Below are 20,710 nucleotides of genomic sequence, written 5' to 3'. Positions count from 1 at the left end.
GCGCTTTTCGAAAAATTTGATTTTTCTTTCAAGATATTGTTTTTACGGGAAAAATTTCGGACGCCGCGTAAATGCGATCATTTCCCGGATTCCGACCGGCCATACACGGCCACGAAAGATGAACGTCTTTCGACTTTTCGTGGAAAGAACGCTCTTTTGTCCCCTGCGCCCCGACATCATCACAATCTGCTGGTCTTAAGAGACATATGATTCACACAGGCAAATGCAGGCAGACTGCCTTTTCCTGAGTGATTTGACTTCCATGCCCAAAATATGCACATCTTTCGCCCCAGCCAGGATGGCCGATACATGCTCCCACAGACGCCTGATGTAAGGACGCGGACCCGACTGCCATGATGACGGAGAAAATGATGATCCGCTCGTTGGGCAACGAGCCTCCGCTTCTGGCCGATGGAAGACGCGCCCCCGACCGCCGCGAGGTTTCCTTGCGCTGGCTTTCGGGCACGTTCCTCACCGGCATTACATCCTCCGTTCTGATGGGCGTCGCCCTTTTCGCCGCCCTTGACGGCCGCCAGCAGCTGGCGATCCCCGCCGAAGCCTATGCGAGCGTCGCGGCAGACGCGCATGAGGATACGACAGTGGTCCGCGGCGGCCGGTTGATCGCGCCTGCCATCGCCGCAAAACCGTCTGACCGTGCCATCATGGAAGTTTCAACCGTCGTTCACGACGGCGAAAAGGAAGTCGTTCGCCGCCAGCCTTTCGCGCATGTGAAGATGACGCTGGCCGCCAACCATGTGGCGACGGAGGACTATCCCGACTTCGATCCCCTGGCGATCTTTTCCGCCGACGAGCCGCAGCCGGCGCCGCAAAGCCGCACAGGCGCGCTTTACGGCTCCGACGTCGAATCCGAAGTCAGCCTGAAGACCATTCCCTTCCCGACCGGCAAGACCAGCATGCAGATGGCATCCGGCCTGTCGCTTGAGGAGGTCGAAGAGAACGTGCGCTCCAACGGCTCGGTGCTGACGGACGGCAACACGCAGCTCGCAGCCCTTTATTACGTCGACCCGCGTCGTTTCTCCAACGAGGACGCCGATGTCGATCTGACCGCCGGTCTGTCCGCCCGCGTGCTCGAACAGAACATGACCGTCTCCGCATCGGAATCGATCACGCCGCAGACCGAAGAATTCGCCGACGACATCCTGCCGGTGCGCATCGACACGCCGATCGCCAAGGCGCTGACGGAGTCAGGCTATCCGCAGCAATATGCCGACGGCATCGCCGGCTATATCGCGCAGCAACTGGGTTCTGGTGATCTCGACAAGGGCGATGTGCTGCGCATCGGCATCATTCAGAAGGGCGAACAGGCAAAGATCATCCGAGCCAGCGTCTACCGCGGCACGCGCCATCTCGTCACCGTGGCCGTCGACGACAAGGGCAGATACGTGCCCGGCAGTGAGCCGCCGATGCTGGATGCCATCGCCACCGCCTTCGATGACAATTCCTTCGCACCTCCCCCCGGCCAGAACCTGCCGCGCGTCTATGACGGCATCTATCGCGCCGCGCTTTCCTACGGCATGACTAAGGATATGACGGCGCTGATCATCAAGCTGCTCGCCAGCAATGTCGATTTCCAGGCGCAACTGAGGCCGACCGACAGTCTCGAAGCCTTCTTCTCCGTCGCCGACAGCGCCGGTCAGGCGACCGAGGATTCCGAACTGCTCTACGTCAACGCCCGTTTCGGCGATACGCAGACGCGCTTTTACCGCTTCCAGGACCCCGAAGACGGCACGGTCGATTATTTCGACGAGAACGGCAAGAGCATCCGCCAGTTCCTGCTGCGCAACCCGGTTCCGAACGGCATCTTCAAATCGGGCTTCGGCATGCGCCGCCACCCGATCCTCGGTTTCGCCCGCATGCACACCGGCGTCGATTGGGCAGCACCCCGCGGCACGGCAATCATCGCCGCCGGCAACGGCACGGTCGAAAAAGCCGGCTGGGATTCCGGCGGTTATGGCAATCAGACGATCGTGCGCCATGCCAACGGCTATGAATCCTCCTACAATCACCAGAGCGCCATCGCCAAGGGCGTCGTCCCCGGTGCCAAGATCCGCCAGGGCCAGGTGATCGGCTGGGTCGGCACCACAGGGGAATCCACCGGCCCGCACTTGCATTACGAGCTGATCGTCAACGGCACCAAGGTCGATCCGCTGCGCATCCGCCTGCCGGGCGGCAAATCGCTGCAGGGCGAGGCGCTGGCGAAATTCGAAGACGAGCGCAAGCGCATCGATACGCTGCTGAACAACCAGACGCCAGACCAGGTGGCGAGCAAGTAATTTCCATTAAACCGACAAGCTGATGACCCGCCGGTCGTTACTCCCGCCTAACGAAAAATGGCGGCCGAAGCCGCCATTCTCATTCATCCGGCAAACCGTATTTACGCCGCTTCGCTCACCGTCTGCCTTGTCCTGAACTGCAGCCGGTCCGAACCGCTCGTCACCGTCACCGTCGATCCATCCGGCACCTGGCCGGACAGGATCTGCTCGGCCAGCGGATCCTGCACGAACTTCTGGATCACCCGCTTCAGCGGCCTTGCGCCGTAGACCGGATCGTAACCCTTGTTCGCCAGCCAGTGGCGGGCTTCCTCGTCGAGATCGATGACGATCTTGCGCTCGGACAGCAGAGCCACCAGCCGCTTCAGCTGGATATCGACGATCGCGCCCATCTCCTCGCGCTTCAGGCGATGGAAGAGGATGATCTCGTCGATGCGGTTCAGGAATTCCGGCCGGAAATGCCCGCGCACTACCTCCATCACCTGCTCGCGAACCGTGTCGCTGTCGTCGCCGTCCCTCAGCTGCGTCAGATATTCGGCGCCGAGATTCGAGGTCATGATGATCATCGTGTTGCGGAAATCGACCGTCCGGCCCTGGCCGTCCGTCAGGCGTCCGTCGTCCAGCACCTGCAGCAGGATGTTGAAGACGTCGGGATGCGCCTTTTCGATCTCGTCGAACAGCACGACCTGATAGGGTCGGCGGCGCACCGCCTCCGTCAGCGCTCCGCCTTCGTCATAACCGACATAGCCGGGAGGCGCGCCGATCAGCCGGGCAACGGAGTGCTTCTCCATATATTCCGACATGTCCATGCGCACCATCGCCGTTTCGTCGTCGAAGAGGAAACGGGCGAGCGCCTTGGTGAGTTCCGTCTTGCCGACGCCGGTCGGGCCGAGGAAAATGAACGAGCCGATCGGCCGGTTCGGATCCTGCAGACCGGCACGCGCGCGGCGGACGGCGCGCGACACGGCCTGAACCGCATCGCCCTGGCCGATCACCGATTTTGCCAGTTCGTCTTCCATCCGGAGCAGCTTTTCGCGTTCGCCCTCCAGCATCCTGTCGACCGGAATGCCGGTCCAGCGGGACACGACATGGGCGATGTTGTCGGGGATGACCACCTCCTGCACCATCGCGCCGCGGTCGCCATCCTGCTTCTCGGCATCGATGAGCTGCTTTTCAAGGTCGGGAATGACACCGTAGGTCAGCTCGCCGGCACGCTGGAATTCACCCTTGCGCTGGGCGATCGCCAGTTCGTTGCGGGCATCGTCGAGCTGCTTCTTGAGATCGGCGGCAAGGCCGAGTTTCTGCTTTTCCGCCTGCCAGCGGGCAGTCAGCGCATCGGCCTGTTCCTCGAGATCGGTCACTTCGGTTTCAAGCCGCTTCAGACGGTCGGCGGACGCAACGTCCGTTTCCTTTTTCAGCGCTTCGCGCTCGATCTTCAGCTGCATGATGCGGCGGTCGAGTTCGTCGAGCTCTTCCGGCTTGGAATCCACCTGCATGCGCAACCGCGCCGCCGCCTCGTCCATCAGGTCGATGGCTTTGTCGGGCAGGAAACGGTCGGTGATATAGCGGTTGGAAAGCGTCGCAGCCGCCACCAGCGCCGCATCGGCGATGCGCACCTTGTGATGCTGCTCGTATTTTTCCTTCAGGCCGCGCAGGATAGAGATCGTGTCTTCGACCGTCGGTTCGTCGACGACAACGGGCTGGAAGCGACGGGCAAGGGCCGGGTCCTTCTCGACATGTTTGCGATATTCATCGAGCGTGGTCGCGCCGACGCAATGCAGCTCACCGCGGGCAAGGGCGGGCTTCAGCAGGTTGGAGGCATCCATCGCCCCATCCGCCTTGCCGGCACCGACCAGCGTATGCATCTCGTCGATGAACAGGATGATCTCGCCGTTTTCCGCCTGGACTTCATTGAGCACGGCCTTCAGCCGCTCCTCGAATTCGCCGCGGTATTTCGCACCGGCAATCAGCGCGCCCATGTCGAGCGCCATCAGTTTCTTGTCCTTGAGCGATTCCGGCACGTCACCATTGACGATGCGCAGCGCCAGGCCCTCGACGATCGCCGTTTTGCCGACGCCGGGTTCACCGATCAGCACTGGATTGTTCTTGGTGCGGCGCGAAAGCACCTGGATGGTGCGGCGGATTTCGTCGTCGCGGCCGATCACCGGGTCGAGCTTGCCGTCGCGGGCTTCGGCAGTGAGATCGCGTGCGAACTTTTTCAGCGAGTCGAAACCCTGCTCGGCATTGGAGGAATCCGCCGTCCGGCCCTTGCGGATGTCGTTGATGACCTGGTTGAGACTCTGGGCCGTCACGCCTGCGTTCTTCAGCGTCGAAAAGGTCGAGGCCGAGGATTCGATCGCCAGCGCCTGCAGCAGGCGTTCCACCGTGACGAAGCTGTCGCCGGCCTTCTTCGCCGCTTCTTCGGCGGTCGAAAGCACCTTGGCGAGCGGTTGTGCCAGATAGATATTGCCGTTGCCGCCGGAGATTTTTGGCAATTTGGCGAGAGCCGCGTCATTGGCCAGGCGGGCGGCCTTGGCATCGCCGCCGGCGCGCTCGATCAGCGACGCCGCCATGCCCTGATCATCGTCGAGCAGGACTTTCAGCACATGTTCCGGCGTGAATTGCTGGTGACCCTGCGCCAACGCATAGGTCTGGGCGGACTGGATGAAACCGCGCACCCGCTCCGAATATTTCTCGATATTCATATTCTACCTCCATGGATCGCCCTGCCCTGACGAGGCGCAGACCGATGATTGAGATCGACCCCCTGAAAAGGCAGGTCGCGCTTTGCCCGTAAGGGATTCGGGCGAAGCAGTTCGAAGAGAATATGGTAGCCTGTTCCGCGAGTTTAAAGAGCCCGTAAAATGAAAATCCCCGGCACAGGCCGGGGATTTTCAAGCTAATTCGAGTAGATGGCATAAACGTCACGCTCTCCCCTGAAGGCAAAGCGAAATCCTCATTCCGATGCGGCGTCAGCCAGCACTGGCGCCTCGGCAGAGGCACCCTCGCCTTCAGCGGCGGCTTCTTCGCCCTCAGTACCGCGACGCGGGCGACGGGGACGGCTGCCGGTGCTGCGGCGGCGGGGCTGGCGTTCGCGCGGCTGGCCGCCGGCACCTTCCTCGTCCATCGCGACTTCGGCCGGAATGCCTTCGATCTCCGGCTGCGGGCCGGTTCCATCGTTGACCTCGGACTGTGCCGGTGCAGGCGCCTGAGCGGCTACCGGCTTAGGCTGTGCCTGCGGCTGGTGCTGTCTGCTCTGCTGCGGCTGGTGCGACCTGCTCTGCGGTGGCTGGACGATAACGACATCGTCGCCGTCATTGTCATTCTCATTCTCATTGTTGTCCATGTCGTCGCCGTCGCGGTCCGCACCGTCGCGATCATTGTACTCGCCGCGGTCGTCGCGCTGGAAGCGTTCCTGCATCTGCGCTTGGGCGCTGGCGATGATACGATTGTAATGTTCGGCGTGCTGGAGATAGTTCTCGGCCATCACGCGGTCGCCGGAGCTTTGGGCGTCGCGGGCGAGCTGCGCGTATTTTTCGGCGATATGCTGCGCCGTACCGCGAATCTTCACATCGGGGCCGGAGCTGTCATAGGACCGGGTCAGCGGATTGCCGCCCTTGCGGTTGAAATTGTTGTTATTGTTATTTCCGCCGCCGCCGCCGCCGTTATTATTGTTACCACGCCCTCGACCGCGCTTGTTCTGCTGTCCTGGCCTCATAGATCGTTCACCTGAATTCTCTGTTTGTGATGGATACATGGCACCAACCGCCATGACCGGAAAACCGGATCAGGACCTTTGTGCCGCGAGCATACTGCGCCTTTGCGCCGACCTGCCGCTTGGTTCTCAAGTCAGTTTGACTGATTCACGCATTGGGTCGTGTTCAACCGTTGAAACTCTCGTTTAAAAGAGCGGACCCCCGAGGCAAACCAAGTACCGAACGAATCTCGTTCATTCCTCTCTGCCCAACACGTGACCGCAACCTATATTGCTTCACCGGGAAATCCAAGCCTTTTCTTCGCAATAACAATAATGTCTCGTCCAATGCCGCATTATCGTCTTTCACGCGAGCGCGAACACGAGCACCCTGTCGTTCTGACCATAATCTTTCACGGATTTGAGGCACCTGAAGCCTTTCGCTTCAAAGATCGCCGTCACGTCGTTTCGTTGATCGTAGCCGATCTCCAGTCCGACGACCCCATCGGGCCTGATGAACCTTGCCGCATCCTTGGCTATGGCTTTGTAGCCGTCAAGCCCATCCGGGCCGCCATCCAGAGCCGCAGCCGGATCAAATTTAGTCACTTCGGGAGCGAGATCGTGAATGACATTGGAAGCAATATAGGGCGGATTTGAGACAATCGCGTGAAAGGATCCCTGGATGTTCTCGAACCAATTTGACTGTACGGCCTCAAAACGATCCTGCAACCCGTTTCTTTCTGCATTCGATCTTGCCGTTAAAAGTGCATCCGCCGATATGTCGCTGCCGACGCCTGACGCATCGGGACATTCGCTCAAAAGCGCAAGGCATATCGCCCCGGTCCCGGTTCCGATGTCAAGGATATGGAGATGGCTTTGCGCCTTTGCAAGGTCTTTGAGATAGATCAGAACCGTATCGACCAGGATTTCCGTATCCGGCCGCGGTTCCAGCGTTTCCGCCGAAAGCCGAAGCGGCAGGCCGTAGAATTCCCGCTCGCCGAGAATGCGATGCACTGGCTCATGACCGAGCCGCCGCTCCAGCGCCTTGAAAATCAATTCGGCCTGCTCGGCAGAAAGCCTCTCGGCCGATCGCGTCAACAGCTCGGTCGGCGACAGTGTCAGAAGGCCCGCGACAAGCAGCCGCGCATCGGTCGCCGGATCGACGATACCTGCTTCGGTGAAGCGGCGGCGCGCTTCGGCAAGCATATCGGCGACCGTCGAACTCATCGTTGCTCGCCGAGCTGCGCCAGCTGGCTGGCCTGGTAATCGGCCATCAGCGCGTCGACGACCTCCTCGATCTCGCCTTCCATCATCCGGTCGAGCTTATAGAGCGTCAGATTGATGCGATGGTCCGTTATCCGCCCCTGCGGGAAATTATAGGTGCGGATACGTTCCGATCGGTCGCCGGAGCCGACCTGACTCTTGCGATCGGCAGAGCGCTCGCTGTCGGCCCTCTGCCGCTCGGCATCGTAGAGCCTGGAGCGTAGCACCTGCATCGCCTTGGCGCGATTTTGGTGTTGCGATTTTTCCGAACTGGTGACGACGATGCCGCTCGGCAGGTGGGTGATGCGCACCGCCGAGTCCGTCGTATTGACGTGCTGGCCGCCGGCACCCGAAGAGCGCATCGTATCGATGCGGATGTCTTCAGCCCGGATCTCGATGTCGATCTCCTCGGCCTCCGGCAGCACCGCAACCGTTGCGGCCGACGTATGGATACGCCCGCCCGCCTCGGTTTCCGGCACGCGTTGCACGCGATGCACGCCGGATTCGAATTTCAGCTTGGCAAAGACCCCCCTGCCGGTGATCGTCGCAATGATTTCCTTGTAGCCGCCGGCTTCGCCCTCGCTTGCCGAGAGCACCTCCACCTTCCAGCCCTTTTCCGCCGCAAAGCGCTCGTACATGCGAAACAGATCGCCGGCGAAAAGGGCGGCTTCCGAACCGCCCGTGCCGGCGCGGATTTCGAGGATCGCGCTCTTTTCGTCGGCTGCGTCCTTCGGCAGAAGCAGGATCTGCATCTCCTGTTCCAGCGCCTCGATCTGCTCTTTCACCTCGGGCAGCTCCAGCTCGGCGAGGTCGCGCATCTCGCGGTCGACCGATCTGTCCTCGAGCAGCGTTTCCAAGTCGGCAAGCTCGGCGACGGCCTTCTCATAGACGCGGATCTTCGTCACGACAGGCTGCAGCTCGGAATATTCGGATGCGAGCTTCACATAGACATCGGCAGCCGGACCAGCCGACATGCGCGCCTCGATCTCGCCGAAACGGCGTTCCAGTTCGCGCATCTTTTCAACGGGAAGCTTCGCCACCCTTCACTCCGATTCTTCTTTTATCTGTCTAAAGGGGAATATTGTGGCTCTCGGCGAAGCGGGCAAGCACCTCGCGCATCGGCATCAAGGCATGGTGATCGTCCAGCACCTCGTCCATCGCCTTCGTCAGTGCCCCGACGTCGAGCCCGAGCAGCATCGCCTTCACCGGTCCGATCGAGGCCGGCGACATCGAGATCGAGCGGAAGCCAATGCCGAGCAGCGCCATCGCCGAGATCGGTTTGCTGGCGAGTTCGCCGCAGAGCGTCACCGGCGTCTTGTTCCTGTCCGCCCCGCGCACGATATCGCGCAGGATGCGCAAGAACGGTTTGCCGAGCGGATCGAACCTGTCCGAGACCCGTGCATTGCCGCGATCGACCGCCATCGCGAACTGGAAGAGATCGTTCGAGCCGACCGAGACGAAATCGACCGCCTCCATCAACTCATCGAGCTGCCAAAGCAGCGCAGGCACCTCCAGCATCGCGCCGAATTGCAGCTTGCGCGGCAGACCGTGGCCGAAGCGCGAGAGATGCTGCACTTCCTTCTGCAACAGCTCGCGCACCATCTTCAGCTCGGAAACCTCGGTCACCATCGGCACCATCAGCTTCAGCTCGGTGTCGGCCGATGCCTTCAGCAGGGCGCGCAACTGGGTGCGCAACAGCCCCGGCCGGTCGAGCGACAACCGGATGGCGCGCCAGCCGAGGGCGGGATTTTCTTCCTCATGACCACGGAAATACGGCACCACCTTGTCGCCGCCGATATCGAGCGTACGGAAGGTAACGGTGCGGCCCGCCGCCTGTTTTATCACATTGCGATAGAACTGCTCCTGCTCCTCCGCCTTCGGCATGGTGGAGGCGATCATGAACTGCAGCTCGGTGCGGAAGAGGCCGATGCCCTCGGCGCCCGATTCCGAAAGCTGCGGCAGGTCGACCAGCAGGCCGGCATTCATCATCAGCGCGATCCGCTGCCCATCCTTGGTCACCGGCTCGACGGCGCGCAGCGCCCGGAACTGCTCCTGCCGCCTGGCGCGGAAGCGGACCTTTTCCTCGTAGGAACGCCGGTGATCGGCCATCGGCCGCAGATGCACATGTCCCTCGTCGGCGTCGATGATCACGGCATCGCCGTTCTCGGCGAGCGCCACCACGCCCGCTGCCTGACCGATGACCGGAATGCCCATGGCCCGCGCGACGATCACCACGTGGCTCGTCACCGCCCCTTCTTCCAGCACCAGCCCGCGGACATTGGCACGCGGGTAATCGAGCAGTTCGGCTGCTCCCATCGCGCGCGCCAGGATGATCGCATCGCTGGGGAAACCTTCGCCGGTCGTCCGGCCGGTATAGCCGGTCAACTGTCTGAGCAGACGGTTCGCCAGATCCTCGAAATCGTGCATGCGTTCGCGCAGATAAGGGTCGGTCAACCGCATCATCCGCGCCTTGGTGTCGCTCTGCACTTTCTCGACCGCCGCTTCCGCCGTCAGGCCGTTGCGGATCGCCTCCTCGAGCTTGCGCACCCAGCCCTGGTCATGTGCAAACATGCGATAGGTTTCGAGCACCTCGCGATGTTCGCCCTCCATCGACACGTCGCGACGCGACAGCATGTCGTCGATCGAAATCCTGAGCGAGCCCATGGCTTCGGCCAACCGCCGGATTTCCTTCTCCGCATCCTCGTTCAGCAGATTGGTGACGACAATGCGCGGCTCGTGCAGCACGACGTAACCGAGGCCGATGCCGTCATTATAAGTATCGCCGTCGACGGTGACCGAACGCGTCAGGTCGAGTTCGAGGCCCGGCTTGGTGATCTTCTTGAGCTCGCCGGTGGCGATCATCTCTGCAAGCACCATCGCCGTCGTCTCGAGCGCTTCCAGCTCTTCCTCGCGATAGTTGCGGCTTGCCTTGTTCTGCACGACGAGAACGCCAAGCGAGCGCCCGGTCCTGAGGATCGGCACGCCGAGGAAGGAATGATAGATTTCTTCGCCCGTTTCCGGCAGGTAGCGGAAGGCAGGGTGCGACTGCGCGTCGGAAAGGTTCAACGGCTGGGCCGAGGCCGCGATGGTGCCGACCAGGCCTTGCCCCATCTTCAATTGCGCCAAGTGTACGGCCTCCCGGTTGAGGCCTTCGGTCGCATAGAGTTCGAGGACGCCGTCGGCGCGCAGCACATAGACGGAGCAAACCTCCGCCACCATGTTGCCGGCGATCTGGCGAACGATCCGGTCAAGACGCTCCTGCGGCTCCAGCGGCTCCGCCATCAACTCGCGCAGCCGCCTGAGCAGCACGCGCGGACCGCCGGAAAGGTCTCTCATGGCGTCTCAAGCTCCCGAAACAACGCACTTAGTCCCGGCGGGCCGGCCTCATCTCCTCAACCTGAAGGGGCAGGCCGCCCGCTGGGAATCAATTCTTATCCAGACCGTAGCAGGAATGCAAAGTCCTGACAGCGAGTTCTGCATAGGGACCGTCGATCAGGATGGAAATCTTGATCTCGGAGGTGGTGATCGCCTTGATGTTGATGCCTTTTTCGGCAAGTGCACGAAATGCGGTAGCGGCAACGCCCGCATGGCTGCGCATGCCGATACCGATGACCGATACTTTCACCAGCCCCGATTCGTTCTGCACGACATCGTAGCCGATCTTCTCCTTATGGTCGCCGAGTACCTTGATCGCCTTCTCGACGTCGCCTGACGGCACGGTAAAGGTCATGTCGGTCTTCGACCCGTCCTCGGAAATATTCTGGACGATCATGTCGACATTGATATGGGATTCGGCGAGCGGCCCGAAGATCGCCGCGGAAACGCCCGGCCGATCGGCAAGACGGCGAAGCGAGATCTGAGCCTCATCCTTGGCATAGGCGATGCCGGTGACTACTTCCTGTTCCACGATTTCATCCTCGTCACAAATCAGCGTTCCGGGCGGGTTCAGCAGATCGCCCATGCCCGGAGCATCGGGATCTTCGAATGATGAGCGCACGAAGGTGCGCACCTTATGCACCATGGCAAGCTCGACCGAGCGCACCTGTAGTACCTTGGCGCCGAGCGAGGCCATTTCCAGCATTTCCTCAAAGGCGATCTTCTTCAGCCTGCGCGCCTTCGGTACGATGCGCGGGTCGGTCGTGTAGACGCCGTCGACATCGGTATAGATATCGCAGCGATCCGCCTTGACGGCTGCCGCGATTGCGACCGCCGAAGTGTCCGATCCGCCGCGTCCGAGCGTCGCGATACGGTTGTCGGGTCCCAACCCCTGGAAGCCGGAGATGACGGCGACCTGTCCCTCGCCCATCCGCTTAACGATGTCGGAGCCGTCGATCTCCATGATCCGTGCCGCGCCATGCGCATTGTCGGTGCGGATCGGGATCTGCCATCCCTGCCAGGAACGCGCATTGATATCCATCGCCTGCAATGCGATCGCCAGCAGACCGGAGGTCACCTGCTCGCCGGATGCGACCACCGCGTCATATTCCCGCGCATCGTAAAACGGAGAATTGGCGCCGATCACCTTCGGCGTGCCCTGGACCCAGCCGACCAGTTCATTGGTCTTGCCGGACATGGCCGAGACGACCACCGCCACCTCGTGCCCGGCATCGACTTCGCGTTTTACGTGGCGGGCAACGTTCTTGATGCGGTCCAGGTCAGCGACGGACGTGCCGCCGAATTTCATTACGATACGTGCCATATGCCTCTACCACGACTGGCGCCGGGAAAGCGGAAAACCGGACCCGGCATCACGAAAGCTTTGGGGCAGACCGCTTGGGCCAGAGAGCCGGATTCCCAACTTCCGGAACCGCTCTAAAAGCCCAGGCCCCAAAGACCCCAAGTTGCGGCGTCTCTTAGCGAGTTTGGCGGGGGGAGGCAAGCACGCGCGATAAAAGCTATTGGCGAGCGGTTCCGCGCTCACCAATCCTCTGATCTGCGCCCCTTGACTTATGCCCCCGATCGTCCGACTTCACATGTCACGAATGAAGGAGTGGACGATGACGGAAGGCGCCAGAAGCACGATCGACCAGGGCGAAGTGGACCGCTTCTCGGCGATGGCGGCGGAGTGGTGGAGCCCGACCGGCAAGTTCAAACCGCTGCACAAGTTCAATCCCGTTCGGCTCGCCTATATCCGTGACAAGGCCTGCGAGAATTTCAGCCGTGATCCGAAAAGCGCGCGCCCGCTGGAGGGGCTGCGCGTGCTCGATATCGGCTGCGGCGGCGGCCTGTTGTCCGAACCTGTCGCCCGCATGGGCGCTTCCGTCGTCGGCGCCGATCCGTCCGAGAAGAATATCGGCATCGCCTCCACTCATGCGAAGGCCTCCGGCGTCTCGGTCGACTATCGCGCCGTCACCGCCGAGGAGCTCGCTGAGGCTGGCGAGACCTTCGATATCGTCTTGAACATGGAAGTTGTCGAACACGTCGCCGACGTCGAGTTCTTCATGACCACCTGCTCGAAAATGGTCCGCCCCGGCGGCCTGATCTTCGTTGCCACCATCAACCGCACGATGAAGGCGGCAGCGCTTGCCATTTTCGCCGCCGAGAACATTCTGCGCTGGCTGCCGCGCGGCACGCATCAGTATGAAAAGCTGGTACGCCCGGAAGAACTGGAAAAGCCGCTGGTGGCAAGCGGCCTTGAGATCACCGACCGCACCGGCGTCTTCTTCAATCCGCTGTCGAACCAGTGGAACCTGTCCAAGGATATGGACGTGAATTATATGCTGCTGGCGAAGCGACCGGCATAGCCCCCGCAACCAATAAGCCGGCTACACTTTCAGCGCGATACGCAGGCCAAAATCATGGACAGCAAGCGGCGTGAACTTCATGTCAGTTCACGTCTTCCGGCAAGACGGGAATGGCTGCGATCTCGATGCCCTCTTCCAAGAGCGCCTGCGCCTCGTCGACTGTCGCCTGGCCGATGATGCCGCGGGCATCCGCCTCGCCGTAATGGATCTTGCGGGCTTCCTCGGGAAACTGCGTGCCGACGTCCTCGGAATTGGCCTTGACCGCCGCAACGGCCTCCTTGAGTTTTTGCAGGGCCTCGCGGCGCATGGCGTCCATCGCCAGCGTCTGCATCTTGTCTTTCCCACGCGCGGTCGATACCGAAGGCGCCATCAACAGCTTGGAAATGGCGGCGGAATGACAGACCGGGCAGGTCAGGAAACCGGTTTCGAGCTGACGGTCGAAATCGGCGCTTTCCGAAAACCAGCCTTCGAATTCATGGGCATTGTCACAGGTGAGGGAATAGCGGATCAAGCGGCGACGCCTCCGGCGATTGCGCCCGCAATCTTCTCGACCGAGAATTCCCGGCCATTCCTCAGGTTCGGGATCTTGTCATGTGCGGCCTTGACCGCACTCGGATCGATCTCGGCGACGATGACCGCCTCGCCGGTGGCACCGGCCGACGCCAGCACCGTGCCCCAGGGATCGATGATCATCGAATGGCCGAAAGTCTCGCGCCCATCCTCATGCCGGCCGGCCTGCGCGGCGGCGATGACGAAGACCCCGTTCTCGATCGCGCGTGCCCTGAGCAGGATCTCCCAATGCGCCTCGCCGGTCTGCTTGGTGAAGGCGGCAGGAACTGTCATCACCTCGGCGCCGGCAACCGCCTGGGCGCGGAAGAGTGCGGGAAACCGCACATCGTAGCAGATTGCAAAGCCCATTTCGGCAAAGGGCAGCGACAGGACGCGGGCCTCCGAGCCGGCCGTATAGGCGGCACTTTCACGCCAGCTCTCGCCATTGTCGAGGTCGACGTCGAACATGTGGATCTTGTCGTAACGATTGAGGATCTTACCGTCGGGGCCGAACAGGAAACCGCGATTGGCGATTTTGCCGTCGGCAAGGGCGATCGCCGTCGAACCGACATGCATGTGGATGCCGAGTTCCCTGGCGAGATCTGAGCCGGTCTTGACGATGATGTCATGCGCCTCGTCGGCAAGCACGGCGCGTGCCGCTGTACGGTCGCGCTGCAGCATGCCAGTCATTTCGGGCGTCTGCACATAGGTCGCGCCCTGGCCAGCGGCCTCGCGTACCAGCCGCGCCATGGCGGCGGCATTCCTCGCCGGATCGACCCCGGAGCACATCTGGACGGCGGCGGCCTTGAAGCTCATCGGTTCTTCCTCAGGCTGCCAGCATCGGGTCGAGCTTGCCGGCCCGATCGAGCGCAAAGAGATCGTCGCAACCGCCGACATGATCGGCGCCGATGAAGATCTGCGGAAAAGTGGTACGGCCGTTCGACTTGCCGATCATCTCCTGGCGAAGATCCGGCGAAAAGGTCGCGTCGTGCTCGACATATTCGACACCCTTTTCCTCGAGAAGGGACTTGGCGCGGGTGCAATAGCCGCAGAACTGCCGTGTATAGATTGTGACGGGTACCATAATCTCTCCAGACCGATGCCGGGTATTTCTGTCATATAGGCTCGGAGAGAGCCCTTGCAAAGGTCAAAACCGTTATGTCGGCCGCACCCGCCTTGCGTAGCGTCCGGCTTGCCGCAGCGACCGTCGCCCCTGTTGTATAGACGTCGTCGATAAGGACTATGCGCTTGCCGAAAATGTCGTTTTCGCAGCCCTTGGCGATCGCAAAAGCGCCCCTGACATTGTCTTCTCGCGCCTTGGCGCCAAGGCCGACCTGCTGGCTGGTGCGCTTGACGCGCATAAGCGTGGCAGCCAGCAGCGGCTTGCCCGAGAGCCTTGCCATATGGCGGGCAAGCTCGGCTGCCTGGTTGAACTTGCGCGCCAGCATACGGCTACGGTGCAGCGGCACCGGGATCAGCGCATCGCAGCTTTCGACCGTCCCGTCGGAAGCGCGCAGCATCCAGGCTGCCATCATCGGCGCCAGATCGGTGCGATCGCGATATTTGAGCCCATGGACGAGATCGCGGACCGCGTGGTCGTGGGTCGCAGCCGACCGCAGCCGGTCGAAGGGCGGCGGGTTGGCGATCGCCTCGGCGCTGAGGATCCCGGCGCCGAGATCGTGCGAGAAGGGAATGCCGAGCACTTCGCAATAGGGCCGTTCGATGAAGCGGATACCGGACCAGCATTTCGCACAGAGCCCGCGATGGCCGCCGGTCGAAATGCCGCAGACGGAACAGGCCGGCGGATAGAAGAAATCGGCAAGCGCCGAAAACGGCCGCAAGAGATGCGTGCGCAAGAATTCTGCCGGTCTTTTCAATTCGATTGGCCCCATGCCGCAGAGACTAGCGCGTTCTCCACGAAAGGAAAATCGTCTTGCCGCACAGACGGCGCGGGACTAAGGACATCGCCATGGATACGATCTTCGACAGAGCCCTGATCGCCGCACATCGCCATCGCGCGCTTGCCAACAACGATCCGAAAGCCGCCTTCCTGCTCGACATCGTCGCTGAGGAAATGGGCGAAAGGCTTTCCGTGGTCGAGCGGACTTTCGGGACCGCCGTCGAACTGCATGGCGCGACCGGTGCTGCCGCCCGGGCCGCGCTGGCAACAGGCAAGATCGGTACGATGATCCGCGTTGAAAGCGAGAAGGCCTATGCCGGGCCGGACGAAATCTTGATCGAGGCGCCGCTCGAGGACGTGCCGCTCGAACCGCAATCGGCCAATCTCATCCTTGCGCCGCTTAGCCTGCATCTGACCAACGATACGCCGGGTGTCTTCATCCAGATCCGCCGCGCCCTGAAGCCGGACGGCCTTTTCCTGGCCGCGATCCCCGGCGCCGGCACCCTGCAGGAACTGCGCGACGTGCTGCTGACCGCCGATGTCGAGATGACAGGTGGCGCAAGCCCGCGTGTCATTCCCTTCGCCGATGTGCGCGATGTCGGCAGCCTCATGCAGCGCGCCGGCTTCACGTTGCCGGTGATCGATGCGGAGAATTATACGGTGCGCTATGATTCGCTCTTTCCGCTGATGCGGGATCTGAGAGCGATGGGCATGAGCAATCCGCTTGCAGCCCGCGCCCGGATGCCACTGACGCGCGCCTTCTTCCTGCGCGCAGCGGAGATCTACGCCGAACGTTATGCCGATCCCGACGGACGTATCCGCGCCACCTTCTCGATCATCTATGTCTCGGGATGGGCTGCCCACGAGAGCCAGCAAAAGCCGCTCAAGCCGGGTTCGGCCAAGGCGCGCCTTGCCGATGCACTGAAGGTGGACGAACACAAGCTCAAGCAGTGAGGGCCGGCGGCTTCTTCAATTCACCGTCATATTGTTATTGATCACGTTGAAGACGCCTTGCAAGGCGCCGGTGAAGACCCCGAGACCAGAGACGAGCGCGCCACAAATGAGGGCGGCTATCAAGCCATACTCAATTGCCGTCGCACCTCTGTTATCTGCAAGAAATGCTTTCAAAATACGCATTATTTCGCGACCCTCTGAGCGAAACCGACGGCAAACGACCAATTCCACGGCCATCGGGCGACGGCCGGTATTTTTCAGCAACCGGCGCCGACGCCGTAGCCCTGGACGACACAGACCGAGCCGGGCGTATCCTGGAGGACACTGCGGCGGATCGTATAACGCTTGCCACTTTCGCTCTTGGGGATCGATCCCGTCGTGATCGTATCGAAATCCGCCGGAGCACTGGCAAAGACGCTTTTCTTCGAGGAATCCGCAAGCATTGGCGTCAGAATAAGCGTCAGCGCGACTACCGCCGTGCCGAACAGGAGGGCGATATTCAGCGCACCCGTCCTGCGCGAGGCAGACGAGGCCCGTTCCTTTTCCCGGACAGCTTTCCAGAAATCATCGTCCATGACGTCAAGCCTTTTAATACACGCACGCCAGATGCTTGATTGAGGCCGATCTTTGGCAGAAGGTGTTAAACGATCCATTAATATCCACAGCCGAAAATGGTGTGGCACAATAATAATCAGATAATGCTAAAGTAAATCCTGCAACATCGGAATGAGCGGCTCGTCGGCCGGAGGCATCGGATATTCGCGCAGCGCCTGCGGGCGCACCCATTTCAGCGCCTGGCCCTCGCGGCCCAGGGGAATGCCCTCATAGCGCCGGCAGATATAAAGCGGCATCAAAAGGTGGAAGGTCTCGTAGGAGTGGCTGGCAAAGGTAAGCGGCGCGAGGCAGGCGATCTTGGTGTGGATGCCGAGCTCTTCCTCGAGCTCGCGCACCAGCGTTTCCTCCGGCGTCTCGCCCGGCTCGACCTTGCCGCCGGGAAACTCCCACAACCCGGCAAGCGACTTTCCCTCGGGGCGCTGTGCCAACAGGATACGCCCGTCGGCATCGATCAGCGCACAGGCAGCGACCAGCAGTATCTTCCGGCCCGCCTCGCTCATCGCGGCTCCTGCTGCCAATAGCAATAATGATAGGCGTCGCGAAAACCGAGGCGCTCATAAAGTGCGATGGCCGGACGGTTGGACAGCTTCACCTGCAGCCAGGCCGAACGGGCGCTGCGCATGCGCGCCCAGCGCAGCGCCGAGGTGAGGATTTCGATGCCGAGCCCCTCGCGCCGCCGTGCCTCGGAGACCGAAAGCGACATGATGCCGGCAAGGTCGTTATCCTGGACACAGAGCACGGTCGCAAGCGGGCCGTCCACCGCGTTCTCGATCATGAACAGGCCGGATGGTGGCTTGATCGCCGAAATGATTTCGGCAAGCGCCGGCTTCAGCCTCAGTGGCGCCCGGTCGACGGCGAGGTTGGCGTCAACGAAACGGCCGACATCATGGGTCGGCAGGTGATCGAGCGTATCCGGCAGCTCCGCCTCGGCGAGGTCGCAGGTCATCACCACCGTATCGTCGAAGCGCGTCCAGTTCTGCGCGCGCAGAAGTTCGATCAGCACCGGCGAGGCAAGCGGCGTCTGGCGGACCACGGCGGCGCGGCCATAGGCCTCGAACTTCCGGCTCGCCTTTTCCAGGCGGATTTCGACGTCGCGATGATCCGAGGGATCGAGCGGCACGATCGAGTTCAGCCGGTTGGACGGATGACCGGCCGTCAGCCGCACCTGCCAGCTGCCGTCATATTGCACCGAAGCCGCCGGCCAGGCGCGGAAGCCAACGGCCTCCAGCCTGCGCACCAGTGGCAGATTGTGTGAGGAAATGGATGCCTGCGCCAATGAACGATCAGCTCCGATAGTCGCCATTGATGGCAACATATTCCTTGGTGAGGTCGCAGGTCCAGACGGTTGCCGAACCAGTGCCGAGCCCGATATCGACTTTGACGGGGATATCCTGCGCCTTCATGACGTCCGAGGCCGCCGCCTCGGAATAATCGGGATCACGCTCGCCATTGACGGCGACCCTGATATCGCCGAACCAGATGGCGAGCCGGTCGCGATCGGCCATCTCGCCGGATTTGCCGACGGCCATGACGATACGGCCCCAATTGGCGTCTTCGCCGGCGGCCGCCGTCTTGACCAGCGGCGAATTGGCGATCGACAGCGCGATGCGCTTGGCGGCGGCATCGCTCTCGGCCCCCGTCACGGTGATTTCGAGCATCTTGGTGGCACCCTCGCCGTCGCGCACCACCTGCAGCGACAGATCCTTCAGCACTTCGTTGAGCGCGGCCCGGAAGGCGGCAAGCCGCGGGTCGTCGGCGCGTTCGATGCGGGCCTGGCCGTCCTCGGCCGCCGCACCCGTCGCAAACAGCATCAGTGTGTCCGAGGTGGAGGTGTCGCTGTCGACGGTCATGGAATTGAAGGTCGGGCCGACGCCGTCGGACAGCAGCGCCTGCAGCGCGGCAGGCGCAATGTCGGCATCGGTGACGACGAAGGAGAGCATCGTTGCCATATCAGGCGCGATCATGCCGGCACCCTTGGCGATACCGTTGATCGTCACGGCCACACCGCCGATCTCGGCGCTGCGGGTCGAAACCTTCGGATAGGTGTCGGTCGTCATGATCGCCTTGGCGGCCTCGAACCAGAAATCGCCGGTCGCTTCGACCTGCATCCGATCTAGAACGCCTGCGAATTTGGTGGCATCGAGCGGCTCGCCGATGACCCCGGTCGAGGCCAGGTAGACCTCGTTTTCGGCGCAGCCGACGGCAGCGGCAGCCGACTTCGCCGTCAGCGCGGTCGCCTGGCGGCCCTTCAGGCCGGTGAAAGCATTGGCATTGCCTGAATTGACGACGACGGCACGCGCGCTGCCATGGGGGAGATTGGCCCGGCAGAAATCGACCGGCGCCGACGGGCATTTCGAGCGGGTAAAGACGCCCGCGACAGCCGCCGGCTTATCGAAGACCATCATCAGCACGTCGGTGCGGTTCTTGTACTTGATGCCGGCGGAAGCCGTCGCCAGGCGCACGCCGCGCAGCGGCGGCATCGAGACGAAGGATTTCGGAGCGAGCGGAGAGACGGAACCGGACATGATGAGACCTGCCAATGAGCATTTCCAGGCGAAATGGAAACCGGTTCGCCGTCCGGAAATGCGACAACCACGATAGTGAAGGGCCCGGAAGAACCGGGCCCTGATGCGACTATTACTGCTGCGGCACCGGCGCGACGGGCTCGCTGCCCGGCTCCGGCTGTTTGTTTGCCTGGTCGTAACCCTTGCGCAGCGTCTCGTCCGTGATCTCGATCTTGGCGGACGCCTTCGCCTGGTTCAGAAGCGCAAGATACTTGTCGCGCATGACGAGTTGACGAACCTGATCCTGCACCTGCTCGAAGGGCGGCGGCGGGGCATCGCGCTTATCTTCGACCTTGATGACATGGAAGCCGAAATCGGTCTTGACGGGCGTCTTGGAATAGGTGCCCTTCTCAAGCGCGAAGGCTGCGTCTTCGAATTCCTTGACCATCCGGCCGCGCGAGAAATAGCCGAGATCGCCGCCTTCCGACTTGTTCGGATCGGTGGACTTTTCCTTGGCGAGTTCGGCGAAATCCTTGCCGGCGTCGAGCTGCTTGATGATGTCCTTGGCTTCGTCCTCGGTCTTGACGAGGATATGACGGGCGTGGACTTCCTCCTGCTTCGGCAGGGCAGCGACTTCCTTGTCGTAGCGGGCCTTGACTTCGTCAGGCGTCACGATGTCGACGACATGCTTCTTGAAATAGGCATTGTGAAGCTCGCGGTCGGAGAGATACTGCATGCGCTTCTTGAATTCGTCGGTCTGATCAAGCTTCTCGGCCGCAGCATCGGCGGCGAGCAGCTTCACGTCAATGGCGGCGGAAAGGGCTGCGACCTTCTTCTGGTCATCGGGAAGCTGCGCCAGCTGGGGGTCGAGATTGGCGACGGCGAGGTCGAGTTCCGACTGATGGATCTCCAGGGTGCCAACCTTGGCGATGACGGCGTCATCGGCATAGGCCGGGGCCTGGAGCGCAACAAAGGTTGCAAACGCCAGAACGGCAAGTTTGTTGGTGCTCAACATGAAATACCCTTCACAGTTACATTGCCGGTTTCAGCATCCCCTGAATCCAGCCCAAAATAGCCATCAACACCGGATTGTGGCCTTTCTGTATCCGCCAAATCCGTTGACATCATTCGACCCCCCTCTTATCTGTCACGCAACCTCGCGTCCAGAACAGTTTCCGGGCGTTTTAAGGCGCGCG

20 protein-coding genes are annotated in these 20,710 nt (G+C 61.7%); 4 read left to right on the top strand and 16 right to left on the bottom strand.

Going from position 1 to position 20,710, the window contains the following annotated elements; genetic code table 11:
* Both RWJ89_RS30990 and RWJ89_RS30985 read left to right on the top strand, forming a co-directional pair.
* On the top strand, nucleotides 1–210 hold a 210-nt coding region (locus tag RWJ89_RS30990; protein WP_316031934.1), incomplete at its 5' end, for a hypothetical protein.
* Between the two features lie 143 nt (nucleotides 211–353).
* Nucleotides 354–2,294 (top strand): M23 family metallopeptidase, encoded by a 1,941-nt coding sequence (locus tag RWJ89_RS30985; protein WP_077977731.1) that lies wholly within the window; start codon nucleotides 354–356, stop codon nucleotides 2,292–2,294.
* 101 nt (nucleotides 2,295–2,395) lie between these two features.
* Here RWJ89_RS30985 and clpB read toward each other — a convergent pair whose 3' ends face one another.
* The 6 genes from clpB to RWJ89_RS30955 all read right to left on the bottom strand — a co-directional run bounded on the left by clpB (nucleotide 2,396) and on the right by RWJ89_RS30955 (nucleotide 11,947).
* On the bottom strand, nucleotides 2,396–4,996 hold the full coding sequence (clpB, locus tag RWJ89_RS30980; protein ID WP_221947923.1) for an ATP-dependent chaperone ClpB: 2,601 nt from the start codon (nucleotides 4,994–4,996) through the stop codon (nucleotides 2,396–2,398).
* 251 nt (nucleotides 4,997–5,247) lie between these two features.
* Nucleotides 5,248–6,009: a DUF4167 domain-containing protein gene (locus RWJ89_RS30975; protein ID WP_221947924.1), complete on the bottom strand. Its 762-nt coding sequence runs from the start codon at nucleotides 6,007–6,009 to the stop codon at nucleotides 5,248–5,250.
* 342 nt (nucleotides 6,010–6,351) lie between these two features.
* A complete protein-coding gene (prmC, locus tag RWJ89_RS30970) occupies nucleotides 6,352–7,212 on the bottom strand; it encodes a peptide chain release factor N(5)-glutamine methyltransferase (RefSeq protein ID WP_221947925.1) in 861 nt (286 codons plus the stop codon).
* On the bottom strand, nucleotides 7,209–8,288 hold the full coding sequence (gene prfA / locus RWJ89_RS30965; RefSeq protein ID WP_221947926.1) for a peptide chain release factor 1: 1,080 nt from the start codon (nucleotides 8,286–8,288) through the stop codon (nucleotides 7,209–7,211). The genes prmC and prfA overlap by 4 nt, the downstream gene beginning before the upstream one ends.
* A 28-nt stretch (nucleotides 8,289–8,316) precedes the next feature.
* Complete coding sequence (gene ptsP / locus RWJ89_RS30960) at nucleotides 8,317–10,584, bottom strand: phosphoenolpyruvate--protein phosphotransferase (RefSeq protein ID WP_131663307.1); 2,268 nt, start codon at nucleotides 10,582–10,584, stop codon at nucleotides 8,317–8,319.
* 88 nt (nucleotides 10,585–10,672) lie between these two features.
* Nucleotides 10,673–11,947: an aspartate kinase gene (locus RWJ89_RS30955; RefSeq protein ID WP_011653679.1), complete on the bottom strand. Its 1,275-nt coding sequence runs from the start codon at nucleotides 11,945–11,947 to the stop codon at nucleotides 10,673–10,675.
* A 298-nt stretch (nucleotides 11,948–12,245) separates the two neighbouring features.
* Between RWJ89_RS30955 and ubiG the strand changes: the two genes are divergently transcribed.
* Nucleotides 12,246–12,992, top strand: coding sequence for a bifunctional 2-polyprenyl-6-hydroxyphenol methylase/3-demethylubiquinol 3-O-methyltransferase UbiG (gene ubiG / locus RWJ89_RS30950; protein WP_168285119.1), 747 nt, complete (start codon nucleotides 12,246–12,248; stop codon nucleotides 12,990–12,992).
* Between the two features lie 82 nt (nucleotides 12,993–13,074).
* On the opposite strand, the gene RWJ89_RS30945 is transcribed toward ubiG, so the two are convergent.
* From RWJ89_RS30945 to RWJ89_RS30930, 4 genes are read right to left on the bottom strand one after another with little or no spacing between them, the layout of a single operon-like run.
* The gene (locus RWJ89_RS30945) at nucleotides 13,075–13,503 is read right to left on the bottom strand and encodes a DUF1178 family protein (RefSeq protein WP_017962257.1); all 429 of its coding nucleotides are present in this window, start codon (nucleotides 13,501–13,503) and stop codon (nucleotides 13,075–13,077) included.
* Nucleotides 13,500–14,357: a carbon-nitrogen hydrolase family protein gene (locus tag RWJ89_RS30940; RefSeq protein ID WP_151519858.1), complete on the bottom strand. Its 858-nt coding sequence runs from the start codon at nucleotides 14,355–14,357 to the stop codon at nucleotides 13,500–13,502. The genes RWJ89_RS30945 and RWJ89_RS30940 overlap by 4 nt, the downstream gene beginning before the upstream one ends.
* Nucleotides 14,358–14,367: 10 nt before the next feature.
* The gene (gene grxC, locus RWJ89_RS30935; protein WP_011653683.1) at nucleotides 14,368–14,625 is read right to left on the bottom strand and encodes a glutaredoxin 3; all 258 of its coding nucleotides are present in this window, start codon (nucleotides 14,623–14,625) and stop codon (nucleotides 14,368–14,370) included.
* Between the two features lie 31 nt (nucleotides 14,626–14,656).
* Complete coding sequence (locus RWJ89_RS30930) at nucleotides 14,657–15,433, bottom strand: ComF family protein (protein WP_017962259.1); 777 nt, start codon at nucleotides 15,431–15,433, stop codon at nucleotides 14,657–14,659.
* 77 nt (nucleotides 15,434–15,510) lie between these two features.
* On the opposite strand from RWJ89_RS30930, the gene RWJ89_RS30925 reads away from it, so the two are divergent.
* Nucleotides 15,511–16,395 (top strand): methyltransferase domain-containing protein, encoded by an 885-nt coding sequence (locus RWJ89_RS30925; protein WP_222000723.1) that lies wholly within the window; start codon nucleotides 15,511–15,513, stop codon nucleotides 16,393–16,395.
* Between the two features lie 15 nt (nucleotides 16,396–16,410).
* Here the strand turns inward: RWJ89_RS30925 and RWJ89_RS30920 are convergent, their stop codons facing one another.
* The 6 genes from RWJ89_RS30920 to RWJ89_RS30895 all read right to left on the bottom strand — a co-directional run bounded on the left by RWJ89_RS30920 (nucleotide 16,411) and on the right by RWJ89_RS30895 (nucleotide 20,529).
* Complete coding sequence (locus tag RWJ89_RS30920) at nucleotides 16,411–16,578, bottom strand: Flp family type IVb pilin (RefSeq protein ID WP_026158900.1); 168 nt, start codon at nucleotides 16,576–16,578, stop codon at nucleotides 16,411–16,413.
* Nucleotides 16,579–16,652: 74 nt separating this feature from the next.
* Nucleotides 16,653–16,970 carry a hypothetical protein gene (locus RWJ89_RS30915; RefSeq protein ID WP_003543245.1) on the bottom strand — a complete coding sequence of 106 codons (318 nt, stop codon included), beginning with the start codon at nucleotides 16,968–16,970 and terminating at the stop codon, nucleotides 16,653–16,655.
* Between the two features lie 126 nt (nucleotides 16,971–17,096).
* Nucleotides 17,097–17,510 (bottom strand): 8-oxo-dGTP diphosphatase MutT, encoded by a 414-nt coding sequence (gene mutT / locus RWJ89_RS30910; protein ID WP_131663301.1) that lies wholly within the window; start codon nucleotides 17,508–17,510, stop codon nucleotides 17,097–17,099.
* A complete protein-coding gene (locus tag RWJ89_RS30905; RefSeq protein ID WP_020051797.1) occupies nucleotides 17,507–18,313 on the bottom strand; it encodes a GNAT family N-acetyltransferase in 807 nt (268 codons plus the stop codon). The genes mutT and RWJ89_RS30905 overlap by 4 nt, the downstream gene beginning before the upstream one ends.
* Nucleotides 18,294–19,535, bottom strand: a complete 1,242-nt coding sequence (argJ, locus tag RWJ89_RS30900; RefSeq protein WP_077978064.1) for a bifunctional glutamate N-acetyltransferase/amino-acid acetyltransferase ArgJ — start codon at nucleotides 19,533–19,535, stop codon at nucleotides 18,294–18,296. The genes RWJ89_RS30905 and argJ overlap by 20 nt, the downstream gene beginning before the upstream one ends.
* Nucleotides 19,536–19,647: 112 nt before the next feature.
* On the bottom strand, nucleotides 19,648–20,529 hold the full coding sequence (locus tag RWJ89_RS30895; RefSeq protein WP_131663300.1) for a peptidylprolyl isomerase: 882 nt from the start codon (nucleotides 20,527–20,529) through the stop codon (nucleotides 19,648–19,650).
* Between the last annotated feature and the right edge of the window lie 181 nt (nucleotides 20,530–20,710).

Source organism: Rhizobium sp. 10PS4 (assembly GCF_032464805.1).
GTDB classification, from domain to species: domain Bacteria; phylum Pseudomonadota; class Alphaproteobacteria; order Rhizobiales; family Rhizobiaceae; genus Rhizobium; species Rhizobium laguerreae.
The sequence above is the reverse complement of the archived record's forward strand: the minus strand, read 5'-3'. Positions and strand labels throughout refer to the sequence as shown.